General features: G+C 63.6%; 16 protein-coding genes. 9 read left to right on the top strand and 7 right to left on the bottom strand.

What is annotated here, in order from left to right; all coding sequences use genetic code 11:
* Positions 1–47 precede the first annotated feature (47 nt).
* The 4 genes from V3388_RS08790 (at position 48) to V3388_RS08775 (ending at position 4,611) form a co-directional block, all read left to right on the top strand.
* Positions 48–1,085, top strand: coding sequence for an NADP(H)-dependent aldo-keto reductase (locus V3388_RS08790; protein WP_336367152.1), 1,038 nt, complete (start codon positions 48–50; stop codon positions 1,083–1,085).
* A 298-nt stretch (positions 1,086–1,383) separates the two neighbouring features.
* Positions 1,384–1,710: a hypothetical protein gene (locus V3388_RS08785; RefSeq protein WP_336367151.1), complete on the top strand. Its 327-nt coding sequence runs from the start codon at positions 1,384–1,386 to the stop codon at positions 1,708–1,710.
* 196 nt (positions 1,711–1,906) lie between these two features.
* The gene (locus tag V3388_RS08780; protein ID WP_336367150.1) at positions 1,907–4,114 is read left to right on the top strand and encodes an acetyl-CoA hydrolase/transferase C-terminal domain-containing protein; all 2,208 of its coding nucleotides are present in this window, start codon (positions 1,907–1,909) and stop codon (positions 4,112–4,114) included.
* The gene (locus V3388_RS08775) at positions 4,114–4,611 is read left to right on the top strand and encodes an FKBP-type peptidyl-prolyl cis-trans isomerase (protein WP_336367149.1); all 498 of its coding nucleotides are present in this window, start codon (positions 4,114–4,116) and stop codon (positions 4,609–4,611) included. Before V3388_RS08780 ends, V3388_RS08775 begins: the two co-directional genes overlap by 1 nt.
* On the opposite strand, the gene V3388_RS08770 is transcribed toward V3388_RS08775, so the two are convergent.
* Positions 4,529–5,410: a lysophospholipid acyltransferase family protein gene (locus V3388_RS08770; RefSeq protein WP_336367148.1), complete on the bottom strand. Its 882-nt coding sequence runs from the start codon at positions 5,408–5,410 to the stop codon at positions 4,529–4,531. The genes V3388_RS08775 and V3388_RS08770 overlap by 83 nt on opposite strands.
* Positions 5,411–5,413: 3 nt before the next feature.
* Entirely contained in the window at positions 5,414–6,163 is a 750-nt protein-coding gene (locus tag V3388_RS08765) for a GNAT family N-acetyltransferase (RefSeq protein WP_336367147.1), read from the bottom strand.
* Positions 6,164–6,409: 246 nt separating this feature from the next.
* Between V3388_RS08765 and V3388_RS08760 the strand changes: the two genes are divergently transcribed.
* The 3 genes from V3388_RS08760 to glpK all read left to right on the top strand — a co-directional run bounded on the left by V3388_RS08760 (position 6,410) and on the right by glpK (position 10,579).
* Entirely contained in the window at positions 6,410–7,147 is a 738-nt protein-coding gene (locus V3388_RS08760) for a response regulator (protein WP_336367146.1), read from the top strand.
* Between the two features lie 76 nt (positions 7,148–7,223).
* A complete protein-coding gene (locus V3388_RS08755) occupies positions 7,224–8,798 on the top strand; it encodes an ATP-binding protein (protein WP_336367145.1) in 1,575 nt (524 codons plus the stop codon).
* 296 nt (positions 8,799–9,094) lie between these two features.
* A complete protein-coding gene (gene glpK, locus V3388_RS08750) occupies positions 9,095–10,579 on the top strand; it encodes a glycerol kinase GlpK (protein ID WP_336367144.1) in 1,485 nt (494 codons plus the stop codon).
* Positions 10,580–10,625: 46 nt separating this feature from the next.
* Here glpK and argF read toward each other — a convergent pair whose 3' ends face one another.
* Positions 10,626–11,540 carry an ornithine carbamoyltransferase gene (gene argF / locus V3388_RS08745; protein WP_336367143.1) on the bottom strand — a complete coding sequence of 305 codons (915 nt, stop codon included), beginning with the start codon at positions 11,538–11,540 and terminating at the stop codon, positions 10,626–10,628.
* A 232-nt stretch (positions 11,541–11,772) separates the two neighbouring features.
* Here argF and grxD point away from each other — a divergent pair, with 232 nt between their 5' ends.
* Positions 11,773–12,099 (top strand): Grx4 family monothiol glutaredoxin, encoded by a 327-nt coding sequence (grxD, locus tag V3388_RS08740; protein ID WP_336367142.1) that lies wholly within the window; start codon positions 11,773–11,775, stop codon positions 12,097–12,099.
* A gap of 13 nt (positions 12,100–12,112) precedes the next feature.
* Here grxD and V3388_RS08735 read toward each other — a convergent pair whose 3' ends face one another.
* The 4 genes from V3388_RS08735 to V3388_RS08720 form a co-directional block, all read right to left on the bottom strand.
* Entirely contained in the window at positions 12,113–12,949 is an 837-nt protein-coding gene (locus tag V3388_RS08735; RefSeq protein WP_336367141.1) for a TonB family protein, read from the bottom strand.
* 6 nt (positions 12,950–12,955) lie between these two features.
* Positions 12,956–15,136: a DUF1631 domain-containing protein gene (locus V3388_RS08730; RefSeq protein ID WP_336367140.1), complete on the bottom strand. Its 2,181-nt coding sequence runs from the start codon at positions 15,134–15,136 to the stop codon at positions 12,956–12,958.
* A 143-nt stretch (positions 15,137–15,279) separates the two neighbouring features.
* Entirely contained in the window at positions 15,280–16,566 is a 1,287-nt protein-coding gene (locus V3388_RS08725; RefSeq protein ID WP_336367139.1) for an HlyC/CorC family transporter, read from the bottom strand.
* Between the two features lie 69 nt (positions 16,567–16,635).
* On the bottom strand, positions 16,636–17,442 hold the full coding sequence (locus V3388_RS08720; protein WP_336367305.1) for a cytochrome C assembly family protein: 807 nt from the start codon (positions 17,440–17,442) through the stop codon (positions 16,636–16,638).
* Between the two features lie 259 nt (positions 17,443–17,701).
* Here V3388_RS08720 and ffh point away from each other — a divergent pair, with 259 nt between their 5' ends.
* On the top strand, positions 17,702–19,084 hold the full coding sequence (gene ffh / locus V3388_RS08715) for a signal recognition particle protein (protein WP_336367138.1): 1,383 nt from the start codon (positions 17,702–17,704) through the stop codon (positions 19,082–19,084).
* Positions 19,085–19,181: the final 97 nt, after the last annotated feature.

The raw sequence follows: 19,181 nt of genomic DNA, 5'->3' as shown, positions 1-19,181 counted from the left end.
CGCCGTGACATTCCTTTGACCCGTGACCTCAACACTGCGGAGACACTATGCAAACGCGACAACTGGGTAAGACCGATCTCGAGGTGAGCCTGATCTGCCTCGGCACCATGACCTGGGGCGAACAGAACACGGAGCAGGAAGCGTTTGAGCAACTGGACTATGCGACGTCTCAGGGCATCAATTTTATCGATGCCGCCGAAATGTATCCGGTGCCGCCCCGGGCCGAAACCCAGGGGCTGACCGAGACGTATCTGGGCAACTGGCTGGCCCGCCGTGGCCGCCGGGATGACCTGATCATTGCCTCCAAGGTAGCCGGCCCGGGCAACGGCCTGACCTACCTGCGCAATGGCCCGCGCCTCACCCGGGACCACATCCGCCAGGCCTGTGAAGACAGCCTCAAGCGGCTCCAGACCGATTACATCGATCTGTACCAGGTGCACTGGCCGGATCGGAACACCAATTTCTTCGGCACGTTGGGCTATGAGCACAACGCGGACGAACAGGCGACGCCGATCGAGGACACCCTGTCGGCCCTGAACGAGCTGGTCCAGCAAGGCAAGATCCGGCACATTGGCCTGTCCAACGAGACCCCCTGGGGCACCGCCCAGTACCTGGCCCTGGCGGAACGCCACGGCTGGCCGCGCCCAGTGAGCATCCAGAACCCGTACAACCTGCTGAACCGCTCGTTCGAAGTGGGCCTGGCGGAATTTGCCCACCGGGAGCAGACCGGCCTGCTGGCGTATTCACCGCTGGCTTTTGGCATGCTCTCCGGCAAGTACCTGGGGGAAAAGTGGCCGGAGAAAGGTCGAATGACCCTGTACGAGCGTTTCAGCCGGTATAAGGGCCATCAGGGCGTGGAAGCCACCCGCGCCTACGTTGAACTCGCCCGGCAGCACGGCCTGTCACCCAGCCAGATGGCGCTGGCCTATGTAAACAGCCGCAGTTTCGTCACCAGCAACATCATTGGCGCCACCTCCATGGAGCAACTCCGGGAAAACCTCGGTTCCGCCGACCTGACCCTGAGCCCCGCGGTGCTGGAGGCGATTGAAGCGATCCATCAGGAGTTTACCTATCCCTGCCCATGAGGGGTAAAGCTGGGGTCAGATGAAACTCATCTGACCCCTTACTCCCAGTAAACCCTGGGGTCAGATGAGACTCATCTGACCCCTTGCTCCCCGTACAACCGGGGTCAGATGAGTTTTTTCTGACCCCTTGACCTGACCCTTTGTTCTAGCGCCGTTAACTTTTTGACACATTCTGATTCAAAACCCGACAAATCCACCGCGCCCACTGTGTGCGATTTCACATCTTTTTCAGTCGCAGTCATTAGACTTTCATCCTAGAGCGTGTGTCCGTGTAACCGTCTTTTCCTAGGGTGGCGCTATGGTTTTTCGCCTGTTCCTGATCCTCCTGACCCTGAACCTGTTGGCCATGGCGTTTCGTGCCGATGCCGCCGATCTGGATGTGGAAGGCAGTCTGGAAGCCCTGGACACGGTTGAGCAGCTCCATCAAATGCAGCGCCGCGTGTCCGGAGAGTTCGATGAAGACGACACCAGCGCCGCCGCGGAACTTGGCTCCCGACTGCTGAGCCTGACTCTGTTCCGCAGCCACGACCGCAGCAAGCGGTACGCCTACGAATCCACCCAGGCCGATCACGGCATTGCGCTGCTGGAAAACGGCGCCTGCCTTCGGCTGCGCTGGAAGTTCTGACCCCCCCTGGAGCCCTTGCCCCGCGGATTTGCCCCCCCCCCCTCTGGCACGCTCCCGATCTATTCAATCACTCCCGACAGGGTCCGAACCTGAGCCGCCGCATTGTCTGGGCGTCCTCGCCGTGTGATCATCGTGTCGCCGGATACCGTTGGCCGGCGTACCTCACCTATACCGCGTACACACAAGGAGTGGAGTGATGTCGGAGACGACCCGCCGGATTCAGGACCTAGAGGCCTGCGTTGATGCGGTTATTGATCGGGTAGGCAAGCGAATAACGCTGGGGCTGCCCCTCGGGTTGGGCAAGCCGGTCCGGTTTGTGAATGCCCTGTATGAGCGCGCCCGGCACGACAGCAGCCTCCAGCTCCACATCGTTACGGCTTTGTCCCTGCAGGTGCCCAGGGGCAGCTCCTCGCTGGAACGGCGGTTCCTTGAGCCTTTCGTCAAACGTCTCTACGGGGACATCCCCGAGCTGGCCTACGCCCGGGATGTCTCCGCCGGGCGGCTGCCGCCGAACGTTACCGTGTCCGAGTTTTTCTTCAAGGCCGGCGCGTTCCTGAACAACCAGAGCCAGCAGCGTCATTACGTGTGCACCAACTACACCCACGCGGTCCGGGATCTGATGGCGCTAGGGGTCAATGTCATCGGCCAGATGGTGGCCCCCGGGGACGGCGACCAGCTAAGCCTGAGCTGTAACCCGGATCTCACCCTCGACCTGTTGCCCCTGTTACGGGAGCGGGAAGCAGAAGGGGAGCCGGTGGCGCTGGTGGCCGAGATCAACCGGCAGTTGCCATTCCTGGGGCACCATGCGGCGGTGCCGGCATCGGCGTTTGACCTGGTGTATGAACACCCCGCGAGTGACTATCCGCTGTTCTCTGCGCCACAAATGGCCATCAGCCCGGAAGACCACCTGATCGGCTTTTACGCCAGCAGCCTGTTGAAGGACGGTGGCACCTTGCAGGTGGGCATTGGCTCCCTTGGGGCCGCGCTGGTTCACAGCACCATTCTGCGCCACAAGCGCACGGACGCCTGGCGGGCCGTGCAGCAGCGCCTGCGGCTGGCGGAGCGATTTCCGGTGACGACCGCCCTGGGCGGCGATGGGCCCTTCGAACACGGGCTTTACGGCTGCAGCGAAATGATGGTGGACGGCTTCTTGCACCTGATGGCCGCAGGCGTACTCACCCGGGAGGTATTCGAGGACGAGGATCTCCAGCGCCTGGTCAACGAGGGCAGAGTAGGCATGACCCCCTCCCTGGAGGCCCTGGATGCCTTGCGGGAGGCGGGCGTGATCGATTCGCCCCTGAGAGCGCGGGATGTCCAGTGGCTGGTCCAGTATGGCGTGTTCCGGGACGATGTGGTCCTGCGGGGCGGGCGCCTCGCGGTCGGCGAGATTGGCCTGGACGGCGACCTGGACGACGACGGGTCCCGCGCGGCCGTCGCCCGGCACTGCCTGGGACAGCGCCTGGCGGGGGGGAGGGTCCTTCACGGTGGGTTCTATCTGGGCCCGGCGGCCTTCTATCAGGCACTCCGGGACTTGACCGATGTCCAGCGCGAGCGTATCTGCATGACCAGCGTGAATTTTATCAACCACCTGTATGACCATCGCTTTGGCCGCCAGGCCCTGAAAGTGGCCCAGCGCCGGCATGGGCGCTTTATCAACTCGGCGATGATGCACACCTTGAGCGGGGCGGCCGTCTCCGACGGCCTGGAGGACGGCCGGGTGGTCAGTGGTGTGGGTGGCCAGTACAACTTTGTGGCCATGGCCCATGAGCTGCCCGGCGCCCGCTCGATCCTGACCCTGCGAGCCTGTCGCGAGTCCGGCGGTCGCACCGTGTCCAATATTGTCTTCAACTACGGCCACTGCACCATCCCCCGGCACCTCCGGGATCTGGTGATCACCGAGTACGGCATCGCCGATCTTCGCGGTCAGCCGGACGAGCAGGTGTACCTGCGTTTGATCCGCATCGCCGACAGCCGGTTCCAGGCCGAGCTGCTCGGCCAAGCCCAGAAAGCGGGCAAGGTGGACCCGGCGTTCCGTCTGCCGGACGATTGGCAGCGCAACACGCCGGAGTCGGTCCGTGACGCCCTGGCTGCGGCCGGAGACGGCAGCTTCCCGGCGTTTCCGTTTGGCCGGGACCTGACCGACGAAGAACTGACGTTGGGGAAAGCCCTTAACGGGCTGAAGGCGGCAACGGCCACCCGTCGTGGTAAACTGGCAACTTTCTGGCAGGCCCTTCGGGCCGGCGAGGCGCCGGAGCGTTACCAGCCTTACCTGAAGCGCATGGGGCTGGACCGGGCGAGAACGCCCCGCAACCGGCTTGACCGGCGCCTGGTGATCCTGGCACTGAATCGCCTGGATCTGCCGGAAGATCGTTCCCGCTCAGACGCAACCAACACGGAATCCTGATGCAACAATCTGACATACCCGCAGGGGGTGGCGCCTCCGCCGACCGCCCCGACGTTTTTACCGTCCACTATGTTCTGAAGAACCGGGCTGGCGAGCTGGTCGACACCTCAGAAGGGGGCGAGCCGCTGCACTTTGTCTACGGCAGCCCGCACATCATTGAAGGCATTCAGAAGGCCGTCCGCGATCGCAAGGTGGGTGACTGCCTCGAAGTCACGGTGCCGCCGGAAATGGCCTACGGCGAATATCGGGACGATCTGGTCCGCAAGGTGCCTCGCACTCTGTTTGAAGGGGTCGAAAGCCTCAAAGTCGGCATGACGTTCCAGACCAACACGGGCGAGGAAGCGCAGGTGGTCAAGGTGATCGGCATCGATGGCAACCTGGTGCGCGTTGATGCCAATCACCCCCTTGCCGGCTTTACGCTCTACTTTGATCTGGAAATTGTGGGTCGGCGGGAAGCGACGGACGATGAGATTGCCCAGGGGCAGCCGCTGTTCTGATGCCCGTGCCCGCTGCCGGCGCCTCACCGGCCGCGGGAAAGCCCTCCAGTAGCGCCGCCCGAAGGCGCCGACCCAGGATCTGGGCCGTGTCGCCATCGTCTACCGTCAGCGTGGGATGGAAGACCACCTGGACCGTCGCCGACGGGTACCACAGCAGTCTCACCAGGTGCCCCTGGAAGGTGTCGTCGCCGATGAACGGCGCCACCGGGTCGGGGCAGCCGTCACGCAGATAGCGAATGGTCACGGGTTGCACGGGGGTGTCGGTTGCGGCGGCGGCCATCAGCAGTCGCCCGTGGCAGGGCAGCACGTATTGTCCGTCACTGGTGGTGCCCTCCGGAAACAACAGGATGGATTCTCCCGCGCCGAGGCGACGGGCAATCTGCTCGCTGACGGTGCCGGTTTCCCCGCCGCCGCGCCGGATAAACAGCGTGCCCGCTTCCCGGGCCAGCCAGCCGATCAATGGCCATCGGCCCACTTCCGCCTTGGAGAGGAACCGCGCCGGCGCCAATGCGCCAAGTACGGGGATATCACACCAGCTGATATGGTTGGCCGCGATCAACGCCGGCGCCGTCGTTGGGCGTCCCTCAACGGTCAGGCGCAGACCCAGCACGCCGCAGCCGATCCGGAAGCAGCGTCCGGCCCAGGGCGTGCGGTCAACGGTCCGTCCCAGCACGCCATCCGTCAGCTTCAGGGCGATGACCAGCCCCGAAACCCCCAGCAGGAACAGACAGAACAGCGGCAGTCGAACGGTGAGCCGGAGCGGCCCCAGCACGCCGGCCCGGGGCAGGGTGGTGGCCACGAATTAGCCCGCCCGCTGCAGGAAGTGTCGGCTGTAGCGCCCGGCCAGCTGGTCGACCGCCAGTAGCACCAGCACATCGGCGCAGCGGAAGTCCGGGTCCCAGCAGGGCTCGCCGCACACCCGGGCGCCCAGGCGCATGTAGGTGCGGATCAGCGGTGGCAATGCGGGGGCTTTCTCCGGCGCGGGGACGCCGCTGAGGTGGGGCAGCGCCTTGCGCGGCGTGGCCCGGAACGGGGGCTCGGCCAGGTGAGTGTCCTGCAGGTGGCGGGCAATGCGCCAGGCCTTGTGGCCGCCGTCCGCCATACTGATGCTGGCGCAGCCAATCACGTAGTCCACCTTCTGCGCCACCAGATAGGCCGCCAGTTCCGCCCAGAGCAGGCTGAGGGTGGCGCCGTTGCGGTAGTCCGGGTGCACGCAGGTGCGCCCCAGTTCGGCAAAGCGGCCCGGTACGCGGGCCATCTCCGACAGATCAAATTCGCCGGCGGAGTAAAACTCGGAGAGCCCTGCAACGCGGTCCTGGTGCAGTACCCGGGTGGTCGCCACGGGCAAACCGGTGGACTGGTCCATCACCATCAGGTGGTCGCAGAGGGCGTCGAAGGCGTCCGCGTCTACCCCCGGGGTGGTCGCCCCGAGGTCGCTGCCGTACTCGGCGGAGAAGACGTTATAACGAAGGCGCTGGGCCTGCTCAATCCGTCGGGGATCACGGGTGATCTGCGTGCTCAGCTGGCGGGCGCGTGCGATGGATGCGGTCATGGCTCACTCTCTTGTCCTTGTGCGTTCCCTGACCAATCTAGGAAGGCCCTGTGACAGTCCGGTGACCGGCCCGTGACGGTCCGGTGACGCTCCCTGTCCGCCGAGGCCAACGGACTCGCCCTGTGACATGCTGTAACCACAGGGGTGTTCCATGTATATTTCCGAGTGGCATGTATAATTGCTGTTACAACAGGTTGCCTGTATCGTCAGGTGGCATTGACCCCAATCGGAATAACAAGACCAGAGATGGATGGCGTGGAACAGACGAACGAAAGTTGGCGAATTCTGATCGTAGAGGACGATGAGCGGCTGGCCGAGCTGACCCGTGAGTATCTGGAAAGCAACGGCCTGACGGTAACGGTGGAGGGCAATGGCGCTGCTGCCGTCGAGCGCATCCGCAACGAGCAGCCGGACCTGGTGGTGCTGGACCTGATGCTCCCGGGGGAAGACGGTCTGTCGATCTGCCGCCGGGCCCGCCCCTTCTACCATGGCCCCATCATCATGCTGACGGCCCGCACCGACGATCTGGACCAGGTGCTTGGCCTGGAAATGGGGGCCGACGACTACATCAGCAAGCCGGTCAAGCCCCGGGTGTTGCTGGCCCGGATTCGCGCCCTGCTGCGGCGGCTGTCCGATACCGCTCAGTCCGGGGCCTCCGAAGCTAACGGCGAAGAACCGGTGCGCCTGCAGTTCAACGACCTGGTGGTGGACCGCTCCATGCGCGAGGCCTGGTTGAACGAACAGAGTATCGACCTGACCAGCGCCGAGTTTGATCTGCTCTGGCTGCTGGCCAGCAACGCCGGCCGCGTGCTGAGCCGGGAAGAGATCTTTACGGCGCTGCGGGGTATCGAGTACGACGGCCAGGACCGCTCCATCGACGTTCGGGTCTCCCGCATCCGACCGAAGATCGGCGACGATCCGATTCACCCCCGTCGCATCAAGACCGTTCGCAGCAAGGGCTATCTCTTCGTCAAGGAAGCCTGAGCGCCATCGCGCCACTGGCTGTGCCAGCCGCCCGACCTTCGGGTGGCTGGGGTCACGATCCGCCGGGACTCCCTCAATGCCCACGACACACTTTCTCAAACTCTATCTCCGCCTGGCCGGCCTGTGCGCGCTGGTGCTGCTGGCCTGCGTACTCAGTTTCCAGGGGCTGAACGCGGTGCGGTACCAGTTCTGGCTTGAGCGTTTCCCGGAACCGCTGATGCGCTGGCTGGTCATGGCGCCGGCGCCGCAGCAACAGTACCCCTGGCTGGTGGCCCGGTTTGGTCTGGCCACTACGGCCGCCGAGGACGAACACCTTTCGGATGTCACGCTCGAGCGCCTTGGTTATGGCCAGGTGGTGTCCCGATCCACGCCCGTCGGATACCGTTTGATGGCCGAAACGCCGGCCGGAGCGGTGCTGTCGCTGAACCTGGCCGAGCCATACCAGGACGTCACCTGGGCATTGGCGGCCATCGTCCGCTGGCACCTGGACGCCACACCGGCCGATCGCCGTGAGGCTGTGGCTGCCCGCTTGGCCCAGGATCTGGGGGTCGCGATCGATCCGCCCGAGCAGGCCGGCGACCTGCCGCCACCTGCAGCCCTGCAGTTGGTCTCCGACCGGGGTTTGGCGCTCTACCGCGATCACGGCCAGAGCTACGAACACGCCATACTCAAACTCTCCGACGGCACGCTGGTCCGCCTGAGCTTTGCCCCCCCCTTCTCACCCTGGGCCTGGCCCGTGGTCATCCTGCTGGTCCTGATGGTGGGGGGCGTACTGGCGTTGGCGCTGTTTCTGGCCCTGAGGGAAACCGACAACAGCCTGAGGCAGGTGGAATCGGTTGCCGTGCGGATTGCCCGTGGCGACATGGGGGCCCGGGTGGAGGCCAGTGCCGGCACCGTGGTTGGGCGCCTGGCGGCCGCCTTCAATGGCATGGCCGAGCACATTCAGCGGCTGGTCCAGATCCAGCGGGAAATGATTCACGCGGTATCCCATGAGCTGCGTACGCCGGTAGCCCGGATCCGATTCGGGGTGCAGATGATTGAGGACTGCGAGAGCGACGCCGCCTTGCGCAAGCAACTCGACGGCATTGATGGCGATATCCAGGAGCTGGACGAGCTGATCGACGAAATCCTCACCTACGCCCGGCTGGAGCAGGGCGGCCCGGTGTTCTCTCTCACGGAAGCCTCGGTGCCGGCCCTGGTGCGCCAGGTGGTGTCTGAACAGCAGATCCTGCGCCCGAATCTGACGCTGTCCGCCGATATCGATGAGGCGTCCGACCGCTGGCCCCAGGCCGACATTGAGCCGCGGTACATTCACCGGGCCATCCAGAATCTGGTGGGTAACGCCGGCCGTTATGCCCAATCCAGGGTGCGGGTCCGCTGCCGTATGGATGAAGACACCTGCCGGATTGATGTGGAGGACGACGGCCCGGGCATTCCCGAGGTGGACTGGGAAAAAGTGTTCACTGCCTTTGCCCGCCTGGACGACAGCCGGACCCGGACGTCCGGCGGCTACGGCCTGGGGCTGTCCATAGTCCGTCGCATCCTGTACTGGCACGGCGGGCAGGCGTTTGTTTGCCGCAGCGATGATCTGGGCGGTGCCCGCTTCAGCCTGGTGTGGCCCCGCCGGAAAGCGCCCGAAGCCAGCGCTTAGTCAGGCGGAATGGCCGCGATGAGAACCGGTTCGTTCCCGTCTGTGACCCAGTGCTCACTGCCTCACCTGTTGTAACAGAGGCCATACACAACGCCAACGGAAGTGCCGGCGAGGCGGGCGCATACTGCAAAGCGTAAGGGATGACTTTTGAGGTTGTAGTTCTTACGAACTTTCCTTGTTTCATTCGTCATTTAAGGGCTGGAATTTCCAGCCCTTTTTTTATGCCCTGTGCACCCTGTCTGCGCCGCTCTCCGTTTCGCTGGTACACTGAAAAAAACACCAGAGGAGACCGCCCGATGCCCCGCTACTTGCTTGCCATTGACCAGGGAACCACCAGCTCCCGAGCGATTGTCTTTGACGACACCGGGAGTATCGTGGCGCTCGCGCAGCAGGAGTTTCACCAGTTTTTCCCGAAGGACGGCTGGGTAGAGCACGACGCCCGGGAGATCTGGGAGTCCACCCTGGCGGTGTGCCGCTCGGCCCTGGAAAAGGCCGGTATCGAAGGGCGGGAGGTTGAAGGCATCGGCATCACCAACCAGCGGGAAACCACCATCCTGTGGGACCGGGCCACCGGCGAGCCAATCCACCACGCCATTGTCTGGCAGGACCGTCGCACCGCATCAGTCTGCACCAAGCTCAAATCCGACGGTCACGAAGACGAGGTGGTTGACCGCACCGGATTGCTGATCGACCCTTATTTTTCCGCCACCAAGATCGCCTGGATTCTGGACCATGTGGACGGTGCCCGGAGCCGGGCCGAGCGCGGCGAACTGGCCTTTGGCACCGTCGATAGCTGGTTGCTGTGGCACCTGACCGGCGGCCGTCGCCACTGCACCGACGCCACCAACGCCTCCCGCACCGCGCTGTTCAACCTGCACACCCAGGATTGGGACGAGCACTTGCTGAACCTGTTCCGGGTGCCCCGGGCGCTGCTGCCGGAGGTGCTCGATTGCGCCGCCGATTACGGCCGGGCAGAGGCCCGGTGGCTGGGGGCGGAGATTCCGGTGGCGGGTATCGCAGGTGACCAGCAGGCGGCGCTGGTGGGGCAGGCGTGTTTCGAGCGGGGCATGGCCAAGAGCACCTATGGCACCGGCTGCTTTTTGATGGTCAACACCGGCGATCAGGCGGTGCGCTCGGAGAACCGATTGCTCACCACCATGGCCTACCGGCTCAACGGCAAGCCCACCTACGCGGTGGAAGGCAGTATTTTTGTGGCGGGCGCTGCCATGCAGTGGCTGCGGGATGGTCTGGGCCTGATTCGCAACGCCGGCGAATCCCTGGCGCTGGCGGAGCAGGTGGGGGTGAATAATCCGGTGTATCTGGTGCCGGCGTTCACCGGTCTGGGAGCGCCCCACTGGGACCCTCACGCCCGAGGCGCCATTATGGGCCTGACCCGGGACACCGGCATCGCGGAGATCGTGACGGCCGGCCTGCAGTCGGTCTGCTACCAGACCAAGGATCTGGTACGGGCCATACAGAACGACGGCGCCCGGTTGGGCACGCTCCGGGTGGATGGGGGCATGGCCGTCAACGATTGGGTCATGCAGTTCCTGGCCGATATCCTGAACGTCACCGTGGACCGGCCGCGTATCACCGAAACCACGGCTCTGGGCGCGGCCTATCTGGCCGGTCTGCAGACCGGTGTCTGGTCCGGCCTCGATGACATTGCCCGGCTCTGGCAGTGCGAACGGCAGTTCCAGCCGGACATGCGCCCGGCGGTGCGGGAGACGCTGTACGACGGCTGGCTGGACGCGGTGGAGCGGGTGTGCCACCGCACCTGAGACGCCCGGCGGCCGGAGAGCCGCCGGTGAGAAGAAACCGCCTGGTTTAGCCCAGGCGGTTCAGAATGAGGAATTCCAGCAGGGCTTTCTGGGCGTGCAGGCGGTTTTCCGCCTCGTGCCACACCACGGACGACGGGTGCTCCATCATGTCCACCGAGATTTCCTCACCCCGGTGGGCCGGCAGGCAGTGCATGAACAGCGCATCCGGGTTGGCCACGGACATCAACGACGGGCTGATCTGGTAGCTGGCAAAGGCCCGCTGACGGGCCTTCTGCTCGTCTTCCTGGCCCATGGACGCCCACACGTCGGTCACCAGCAGTTGGGCACCGCGGGCCGCGTCGGCTGGATCCCGCATCACCGTAACCCGGTCTCCATAGGTTTCCATCAGCGCTGCATCCGGCTCATAGCCCTCCGGGCAGGCCACATTCAGGTGAAAGTCGAACTGTGCGGCGGCGTTGATGTACGAATGGCACATATTATTGCCGTCGCCAATCCACGCCACCGTTGCGCCGCGGATGCTGCCTCGGTGTTCCCGGTAGGTCTGCATATCGGCCAGCAGCTGGCACGGGTGGTATTCGTCGGTCAGGGCATTGATCACCGGGACCCGGGAGGCGGCGGCAAACCGCTCCACCGTGTCATGGGCGAAGGTGCGGATCATCACCGCGTCCACCATGCTGGAGATGACGATGGCGGAGTCTTCAATGGGCTCACCGCGCCCGAGCTGGGTGTCCCGGGGCGACAGGAACATGGCCGAACCGCCGAGCTGGGTCATTCCGGCCTCGAACGACACTCGGGTGCGGGTGGACGATTTTTCGAAAATCATCGCCAACACGCGGTTTTTCAGGGTGTCGCGAACGTTGCCTGCGCGCCAGTCACGGCGCAGGAAGCTGGCGTGGTCGACCAGGGCTTCCAGCTCGTCGGTGGACAGGTCGTTCAGGGTCAGAAAGTGTCTCGGGGCCATGGTAATGGACCTACCTCATTCGTGTCTGGGGCCGGCCAGCGGCGGTGTCTGCCGACGCCTGCGGACCTGAGAAAAAAGGCCATCAAGTCTAGCCCGTCGGCGCATTGAAGACAACGACGTGCCACGTTCACCGTTTGTTGGGCGGTTGGTCCCCCGTGTACAATAGGCGCATCCGGTTGCAGGCCGGCTCCGGTTGGCCCGCAACTCCGTTTCCTTCAAGAGGTAGGTGTCCATGGATATCAACGAAACCATCAAGAGCCAGCTCGAAGAAAACCCGATCATCCTGTACATGAAGGGTACACCTCAGGCGCCTCAGTGTGGCTTCTCTGCCCGCACCGTGCAGGCGGTCATGGCCTGCGGCGAGCGGTTCGCCTTTGTCAACATCCTGGAGAACCAGGAGCTGCGCGAGGGTTTGAAAGTGTACTCAAGCTGGCCGACCTTCCCGCAGCTTTATATCGACGGCGAGCTGGTGGGCGGCTGCGATATCGTGCTGGAAATGGCCGAAAGCGGCGAGCTGGCCAAGATGATCAAGGGCGCGTCCAAGTCGGCTGAGGCCTGAGCCAGTCTTTCCACTATAACCGCTTCGGGGAGAACACCAGTTCGATTTCGAAGCGGCCTTCCGATTTATGGCCTGCCGGCGGCTCCGGATACGGACTCGCCGCTAGCGCCGCCCGGTAGACCGCCCGGTCCAGGGCAGGCAGCCCCGTTGACTCGCCAACGATGGCCCGGGTCAGGGTGCCATTCTCCATCAGTCTCAACACCACGGTCATTCGCCTCGGGGCTTTGAGATCCTCCACCGCTGGTGCGTGCAACGATTTCAATTGTCGGGCCAGGTGCGCGGCCAGTGACACCAGATAGTCATCCTGTTCGGCGGGGGCGTGTGTGATCCGGGTGAGATCGTCCGGCGCGCCATTGACCGGTGTGGCCGCCTCCGCCGGTGATGCGGTACTTTCCGGCGCGGGCTCGGCTGCAATCTGCGTTGCCTCGGCTGCGCTGTTCACGTCCGATGCCCGGGGCGCGCGCCGGGTGCTCGGGGCAGGCGGCGCCTGCGAGGCCGAGCCGAGTGCCGGCTGTGGGGCGTTGGCGGCTTCCGCCGGTGAATGGTCCTTGGTGAACGTTGCGTTGGGTGCCGGTACGTGCACCTGCTCGGGCTGGGCTTTGGGTGGTTGCGTTTTGGCGGGCTCGGTGGTGCGCGCCGGCACCGCCGTGGAGGCGTGGGCCGGTTCCGGCTGGGACGGTGCCGCCGGCGGTGATACCAGCGCTACCGTCAGCCGGGACTGGGGCGCTTGCTCCGGCGGCGTGTACGACCACAGGGACAACGCCACAAGGTGGATAGCCACGGCCGAGGACAGTGCCAGTATCAGGCGGTAGGGTGCAGGCAGGCCCGGAGAGTGTGCCGTTTCAGTCATTCACGCTCAGGCGGTCTTGGTGCGCAACGAGCCGACCACGGCGTCCAGCGCCCGGTCGATCAGCGCGCCCTGTTCCAGCAGGGTCAGCCGGCCGCGGCGCATCTCATGGGCCAGTTCCAGGCGGGTTTTCTCGATTACCTTCAGCCCCATGCGGTTCACGAACACGAAGCAGTCCGCCTCTTCAATGACGGCGGACAGCTTGCACCGGAAACTCGCGCCGTTAACAAGGCGGAACTCGACCCAATCACCGATTTCCAGGGTGTCGATCTGGGCAATGTACTCGGCCACGGCGGCGTCCTCCGGCTCCCGGGCCAGCGCCGGCTCAGACGGGCTGGCGTCAGCCGATGCCGGCTGCGCAGGGACTTCCTGGTTCGGTCGGGCCCGGAAGGCTTCGGCGAGTTCATGTTTGACCTCGCCCATCATGTCATCGAGCTTGGCAGCGTTGTAGGACACTTCCTCCAGGCCGGCCCGCAGGGTTTTCAGCAGGCCCGGCACCACCCGAACCCACTGGTCCCGCTCGTCGTCCTCCTGGTGCGGGTGCAGGCACCAGATCAGGTCGTCGACCACCCGGGTGGCTTCCTGCCAGCGATGTTCCACGTCGTCCCGGAGGTAAGCCAGGAACAGGACCCGGCTCCAGCCATTCAGGAGGATGTCCCGCACCGGCTCCGGCAGCGGGTGGCGGGCGAGTTTCTCCCGCAGCAGCCGGTCGACGGTTTCCTGCGCTTTCTGGGATTTGATGCGGCCCCGCTCGGATTCCCGGGTGCGCTGCTCAACCAGCGAGGCTTTGCGGGTTTCCCGGGCCAGGTACTGTTCAAACTCCTCGTTGAGGGTTTCGAACAGGGACACATCTCCGTCGAACTCTTCCAGTATGCGCTGCACGATGCCGTGGATGCGGGCGTAGAGTTTGTCCCGGGCCTGATCGTCGCTCTTGCTCCAGCCGATACCCGCGCGGGCCAAATTGTTCAGGAGCTTGCGGGCCGGGTGGGCGGATTTGCTGAAAAAACTGCGGTCCTTGATCACCACCTTGAGGATGGGGATCTGCAGGCGGCTGATCAGAACCTGCACCGGCGGCGACAGGTTGTAGTCGTCCAGGATGAACTCGAACAGCATGGACACGAGGTTAATCAGGTCCTCGTCGACCTCCCTCAGGGCCGGCGTCTTACCTTTGGGTGCCGGCGCCTGGGCCAGAACCTGCTGGACCAGCGCGGACAGGTCCACCACTAACGGTTCGCCGTCACTGAGGTTGCCGGCTGCTGGCGCCGGCGCCGGCAGGTTGGCCAGCAGGCTCAGCAGTTCCCGGTCGCCAATCACTTGCAACGCAGGGTCGGCCTGGCGCGGCGGCAGTCCGGCATTGGCTCGCTGCCGGGCAAGCAGTTGATGGATCTGTTCGAAAATGGCGCTGTTATCGCCCCGGGAATCGGCATCGGTTGCCGAGGCCTGCGCGGTTTGGGCGCCCGTGGCTGAAGTGCTGGAGCTGCTTTCCCGGCTTGCCGACGCCTTGCCGTGGTAGCGGAAATTCGGAATGACGCCGGCCTGGATCAGGATGCGGTTGGCCTCGTCCAGCAGCATGCCCAGGTTGGAGACCACGTAGCGGTCGAACTGCTTCAACAGGATAAGCCGTTCGCGAATCTGGATCTCAAGGGTCTGGATGGCGTCGGTAAAGGCCCGGCACAGGGCATCAGGTGCGAGGGGATTAACGGGGGCCTCGTCGCTGGCGCCCGGATACACCTGGCTGAAGCGGGCCTGTAGCTGAATCAACGGGCCCTGGAAGTGAGCGCGGGCCTTGGTGATCATGGCGTTCAGGGCGACCTGTTCTTCAAGGTCGTCGTTGCCCACCAGAGACAGGGTGTCCGGATTGCCGCCGGCGACCTCTTCCCGGGGCTGCCCAGGTACAGGAGGTTGTGCGAACAGGCGGGCAACTTCGGTCTGGAACTGGCGCTCCACACCCTTACGCTTGATGCGGATCTCCCGCATGGCCTCAAAATAGCGGTTCTGTTCATTGTTGGAGCGGGCGTTGTTGGCCAGCTCAAACAGCGAATCATCAACGGCGTCAAAAGCGCCCTGCAAAAGGTCGCTGAGCCCGGCCACCACCGTGTCCCGGATGCGGGTAACCTCAGCGGGCACCGGCAGGCTGTTGGCCGCGTCCTTGTGCCCGTGAAGGTAATGTATGCCGGACTGCTTGTTCATGGCGGTCTCCTGTCTCTGCCGTAACCGGATACATAACCGAGCGCTGCTTTCCTTTTTATTGGTTAAATTTAACCCATTTTCAGCCAAGGTAACATGAATAAATGCTCACGCGGGAGTCTTTTCGGGCATTCCCCGCTGTGCGCCTATCTGCGCTCAGGGGCCGCCTTTTTCTTGCGTTTTCGGGGGTGGACGATGGCCGCCTTGACCACATTATCCTTGATTTGCAGAACCTCGACACGGTGGCCGCCGACTTTCAGGCATACGTTGGTGTCCGGAATGTTTTCCAGGGCCTCGGTGATAAGGCCGTTCAGGGTCTTCGGGCCATCGGTGGGCAGCTTCCACCCCAGGGTCTTGTTGATGGTTCGAACCGCCGCCGTGCCATCGATAATGTAGGTGCCGTCGTCCTGGGGAATGATGTCCGGGCTGGTGGCGGCGTAATCGGTGGTGAACTCGCCGACGATCTCTTCGAGGATGTCCTCCAGCGTGGCCAGGCCCAATACATCGCCATACTCGTCCACCACAATACCGAAGCGACGCCGGCCCTTCTGGAAGTTGATCAGCTGTGTGTTCAGGGGCGTGCTCTCGGGCACGAAGTAGGGCTCCTGGCACAGCTGCATGATCATCGCCTTGTTGACCTCTTCCTGCTGCAGCAAGCGCGCCGCGCTGCGTAAATGGAGCACACCCTGGATGTTGTTGATGTCGCCCCGGAAAATGGGCAGCCGGGTATGCTGGCTGCTGCGGAGCTGGCGCAGGATGGTGTCCACGTCGTCGTCCAGGTCGATGCCCACGACGTCGTTTCGGGGCACCATGATGTCGTTAACGGTGACCTTTTCCAGGTCCAGGATGCCCACCAGCATGTCCTTGTGCTTGGAGGGGATCAGGGCGCCGGCTTCGTTCACCAGGGTGCGCAGTTCCTCCCGGCTCAGGTGGTCACTGGCGGCGTCCTCGGGGGAGACCTTGAGGACCTTGAGGATGGCGCCGGTGAACAGGTTGACGGCCCACACCACCGGGTACATCACTTTCAGCAACGGGCCGAGAACGTGGCTGGCCGGGAACGCGACTTTTTCAGGGAACAGGGCGGCGAGGCTTTTGGGCGTGACCTCGGCAAAAATCAGGATGACGATGGTAAGGAGGACGGTGGCGATGGCAATGCCGGCATCGCCCCACAGCCGGATGGCAATCACGGTGGCGATGGAGGACGCCAGGATGTTCACGAAGTTGTTGCCGATCAGGATCACGCCGATCAACTGGTCCGTCCGCTGGAGCAGGCCCTGGGCCCGGCGAGCACCCTTATGGCCAGTTTTGGCCAGATGCTTCAGCCGATACCGGTTCAGGGACATCATGCCGGTCTCGGAACTGGAGAAGAAAGCGGACAGGAGAATCAGCAGGACCAGGACAGTAAACAGCGCGCTCAGCGATGTTTCGTTCAACGGGGCAATCCTTATATCGCGGACGAATGGGGAACATAGGGCCGGGCTGGGCCGGGTGTCAAGGGCGGTTCAGCCGCCCCGATGGAAGAGCAGTTCCAGCACGAACTTGGTGCCGTAAAAGGCAATCATCAGCAGTACGCATCCGACCAGGGTCCAGCGGCTGGCGGTGAGGCCGCGCCAGCCCCGGGTGTATCGGCCGATCAGCAGCCCTACGAATACGGCCAGCGACAGCAGCGAGAAGACGGTTTTGTGGGCCAGGTCCTGGGCGAACAGGTCTTTGACGAACAGCGCTCCGGTGCTAATGGCCAGCACCAGCAGGAATACGCCGGCCCAGACCAGTTCGAACAGCACGGATTCCATGGTTTGCAGCGGCGGCAGGTTGCGCACCAGCAGGCTGTTATAGTTGTGCTTGAGTTGGCGGTTCTGCAGGTACAGCAAAATGGCTTGAAGGCCGGCGAGACTGAACAGGCTGTAGGCGGTGACCGAGAGCGAGACGTGGGCCAGCATGCCGTAGCTCTGCTCCGATACCAGCCGCGACGGCGTATGGGTAATCAGCGCCAGCACGATGGTCAGTATGGCCAGCGGGTAAACCGCCAGAAACAGACTCTGCAGTGGCTTCTTGAGATTCAGGGCGAGCAAGAGCAGCAGAATGATCCAGGAGATCACCATTGCGCTTTTGAAAAAGCTCAGGTCGATGTTGCCATCCTGGAACACCGTTTTGAAAATCAGCAGACCGTGGGCGATCAGCGCCAGCACGCCGATCAGGGTGGTGATGGCCTGGTTGGCCTCGAGGCGGCGACGGAAATGGAGCGCATGCAGTGCGGTGCCAACGCTGTAAAAGAGCAGAGAGGTGACCGCGAGGATCAGCGTTCCCATCATTATCCTGACGTGTCCTGGGCGTAAATGGTCTGGGTCCGAACGGTCCTGAACGCGATCGGGCGGTGCCCCTGCCGTCCAGGTCGTGCCTGGCGGTCGCCACGACGAGGCTGTGGGCCGGAAGTGCGGTCGATTTGGCCAGGTTGGTCGTTTCAGGGCGTTAGTCTGGGTATAATGTCGCGATTATGCAACAGGAATCAAGGAGCCACGCGGCTTCCTGATTGGCACTCAGAGTATTCCCGGAGTACGGAAGGTACGCATGTTTGAGAATCTCCAGGACCGGCTATCCGGCAGCTTGCGCAAGATCACCGGCCAAGCGAGGCTGACCGACGACAACATCAAGGAAACTCTGCGCGAGGTGCGCATGGCGCTGCTCGAGGCGGACGTTGCCTTGCCGGTGGTGAAGGATTTCGTGGAGGGCGTGCGCGCCCGGGCCGTGGGCCAGGAGGTGCAGCGCAGCCTGACCCCGGGCCAGGTGTTCGTCAAGGTTGTCCAGCAGGAGCTGGAGCGGGTGATGGGCAAGGCGAATTCGTCGCTGAACCTGGCTGCCCAGCCGCCGGCAGTGATCATGATGGCGGGCCTGCAGGGCGCCGGTAAGACAACGACCGTCGCCAAGTTGTCCCGCTTCCTGAAAGAACGGGAGAAAAAGTCGGTGATGGTGGTCAGTGCTGACATCTACCGTCCCGCGGCGATCAAGCAACTGGAGACCCTGGCGGCAGACGTGGGCGTTGAGTTCTTCCCGAGCTCGGCGGATCAGGACCCGGTGGCTATTGCCGAAGGCGCCATCGACGCGGCCCGACGCAAGCATCTGGATGTGGTGATTCTGGACACCGCCGGCCGCCTGCACGTGGACGAGCAGATGATGGGTGAAATCGGCCGGCTGCATAACGCCGTCAAGCCGGTGGAAACCCTGTTTGTCGTCGATGCGATGACCGGTCAGGACGCCGCCAACACCGCCAAGGCGTTCAACGATGCCCTGCCGCTGACCGGCGTGGTGCTCACCAAGACCGACGGCGATGCCCGGGGCGGTGCCGCGCTGTCTGTGCGGCACATCACCGGCAAACCCATCAAGTTCCTCGGTGTTGGTGAGAAAACTGACGCGCTGGAGCCGTTCTACCCGGACCGGGTGGCGTCCCGCATTCTGGGCATGGGCGATGTGCTGTCCCTGATCGAGGAAGCCGAGCGCAAGCTGGATCAAAAGAAGGCGGAAAAACTCACCAAGAAGATCAAGAAGGGCAAGAGCTTTGATCTTGAGGATTTCCGCGATCAGCTTCAGCAGATGAAAAATATGGGCGGGATCGCTGGCCTGCTGGACAAGCTGCCGGGTATGGGGCAGATGGCGCAGATGGCCCAGAAACAGGTCAACGACAAGTCCCTGGGGCAGATGGAAGCGATTATCTGCTCGATGACGTCGAAAGAGCGTCGCTACCCGGATGTGATCAATAACTCCCGCAAGCGTCGCATCGCGGCCGGCTCCGGCACCCAGATCCAGGATGTGAACCGTCTGCTCAAGCAGCACAAGCAGATGTCCAAGATGATGAAGAAGTTTGGCAAGAAAGGCGGTATGGCCAACATGATGCGGGGAATGGGTGGCATGATGCCACCTGGTGGTGGCGGCGTGCCTCCGTTCGGGCGTATGTAAAAAGCCGTATGGGGAAAACGGACAAAGCTCCGGTTTTGCTGTTTTCTTCGGCGCGGTTTTGGCATAGAATAGCGCCCCTTTCGAGTATGGGTCTTCG

Source organism: Marinobacter sp. C2H3 (assembly GCF_037080155.1).
Classification (GTDB): domain Bacteria; phylum Pseudomonadota; class Gammaproteobacteria; order Pseudomonadales; family Oleiphilaceae; genus Marinobacter.
Note: the sequence above shows the minus strand (reverse complement) of the source record. Positions and strands in the feature narration are given on the sequence as shown.

What these genes read in the sequence shown, in the direction of transcription:
- V3388_RS08775 (WP_336367149.1), top strand. Translation starts at nt 4,114, where the DNA reads ATGCAACAATCTGACATACCCGCAGGGGGTGGCGCCTCCGCCGACCGC.
- V3388_RS08755 (WP_336367145.1), top strand. Translation starts at nt 7,224, where the DNA reads ATGCCCACGACACACTTTCTCAAACTCTATCTCCGCCTGGCCGGCCTG.
- argF (WP_336367143.1), bottom strand. Translation starts at nt 11,540, where the DNA reads ATGGCCCCGAGACACTTTCTGACCCTGAACGACCTGTCCACCGACGAG.
- V3388_RS08765 (WP_336367147.1), bottom strand. Translation starts at nt 6,163, where the DNA reads ATGACCGCATCCATCGCACGCGCCCGCCAGCTGAGCACGCAGATCACC.
- V3388_RS08785 (WP_336367151.1), top strand. Translation starts at nt 1,384, where the DNA reads ATGGTTTTTCGCCTGTTCCTGATCCTCCTGACCCTGAACCTGTTGGCC.
- V3388_RS08735 (WP_336367141.1), bottom strand. Translation starts at nt 12,949, where the DNA reads ATGACTGAAACGGCACACTCTCCGGGCCTGCCTGCACCCTACCGCCTG.
- V3388_RS08730 (WP_336367140.1), bottom strand. Translation starts at nt 15,136, where the DNA reads ATGAACAAGCAGTCCGGCATACATTACCTTCACGGGCACAAGGACGCG.
- V3388_RS08760 (WP_336367146.1), top strand. Translation starts at nt 6,410, where the DNA reads ATGGATGGCGTGGAACAGACGAACGAAAGTTGGCGAATTCTGATCGTA.
- grxD (WP_336367142.1), top strand. Translation starts at nt 11,773, where the DNA reads ATGGATATCAACGAAACCATCAAGAGCCAGCTCGAAGAAAACCCGATC.
- V3388_RS08790 (WP_336367152.1), top strand. Translation starts at nt 48, where the DNA reads ATGCAAACGCGACAACTGGGTAAGACCGATCTCGAGGTGAGCCTGATC.
- V3388_RS08780 (WP_336367150.1), top strand. Translation starts at nt 1,907, where the DNA reads ATGTCGGAGACGACCCGCCGGATTCAGGACCTAGAGGCCTGCGTTGAT.
- glpK (WP_336367144.1), top strand. Translation starts at nt 9,095, where the DNA reads ATGCCCCGCTACTTGCTTGCCATTGACCAGGGAACCACCAGCTCCCGA.
- ffh (WP_336367138.1), top strand. Translation starts at nt 17,702, where the DNA reads ATGTTTGAGAATCTCCAGGACCGGCTATCCGGCAGCTTGCGCAAGATC.
- V3388_RS08720 (WP_336367305.1), bottom strand. Translation starts at nt 17,442, where the DNA reads ATGGGAACGCTGATCCTCGCGGTCACCTCTCTGCTCTTTTACAGCGTT.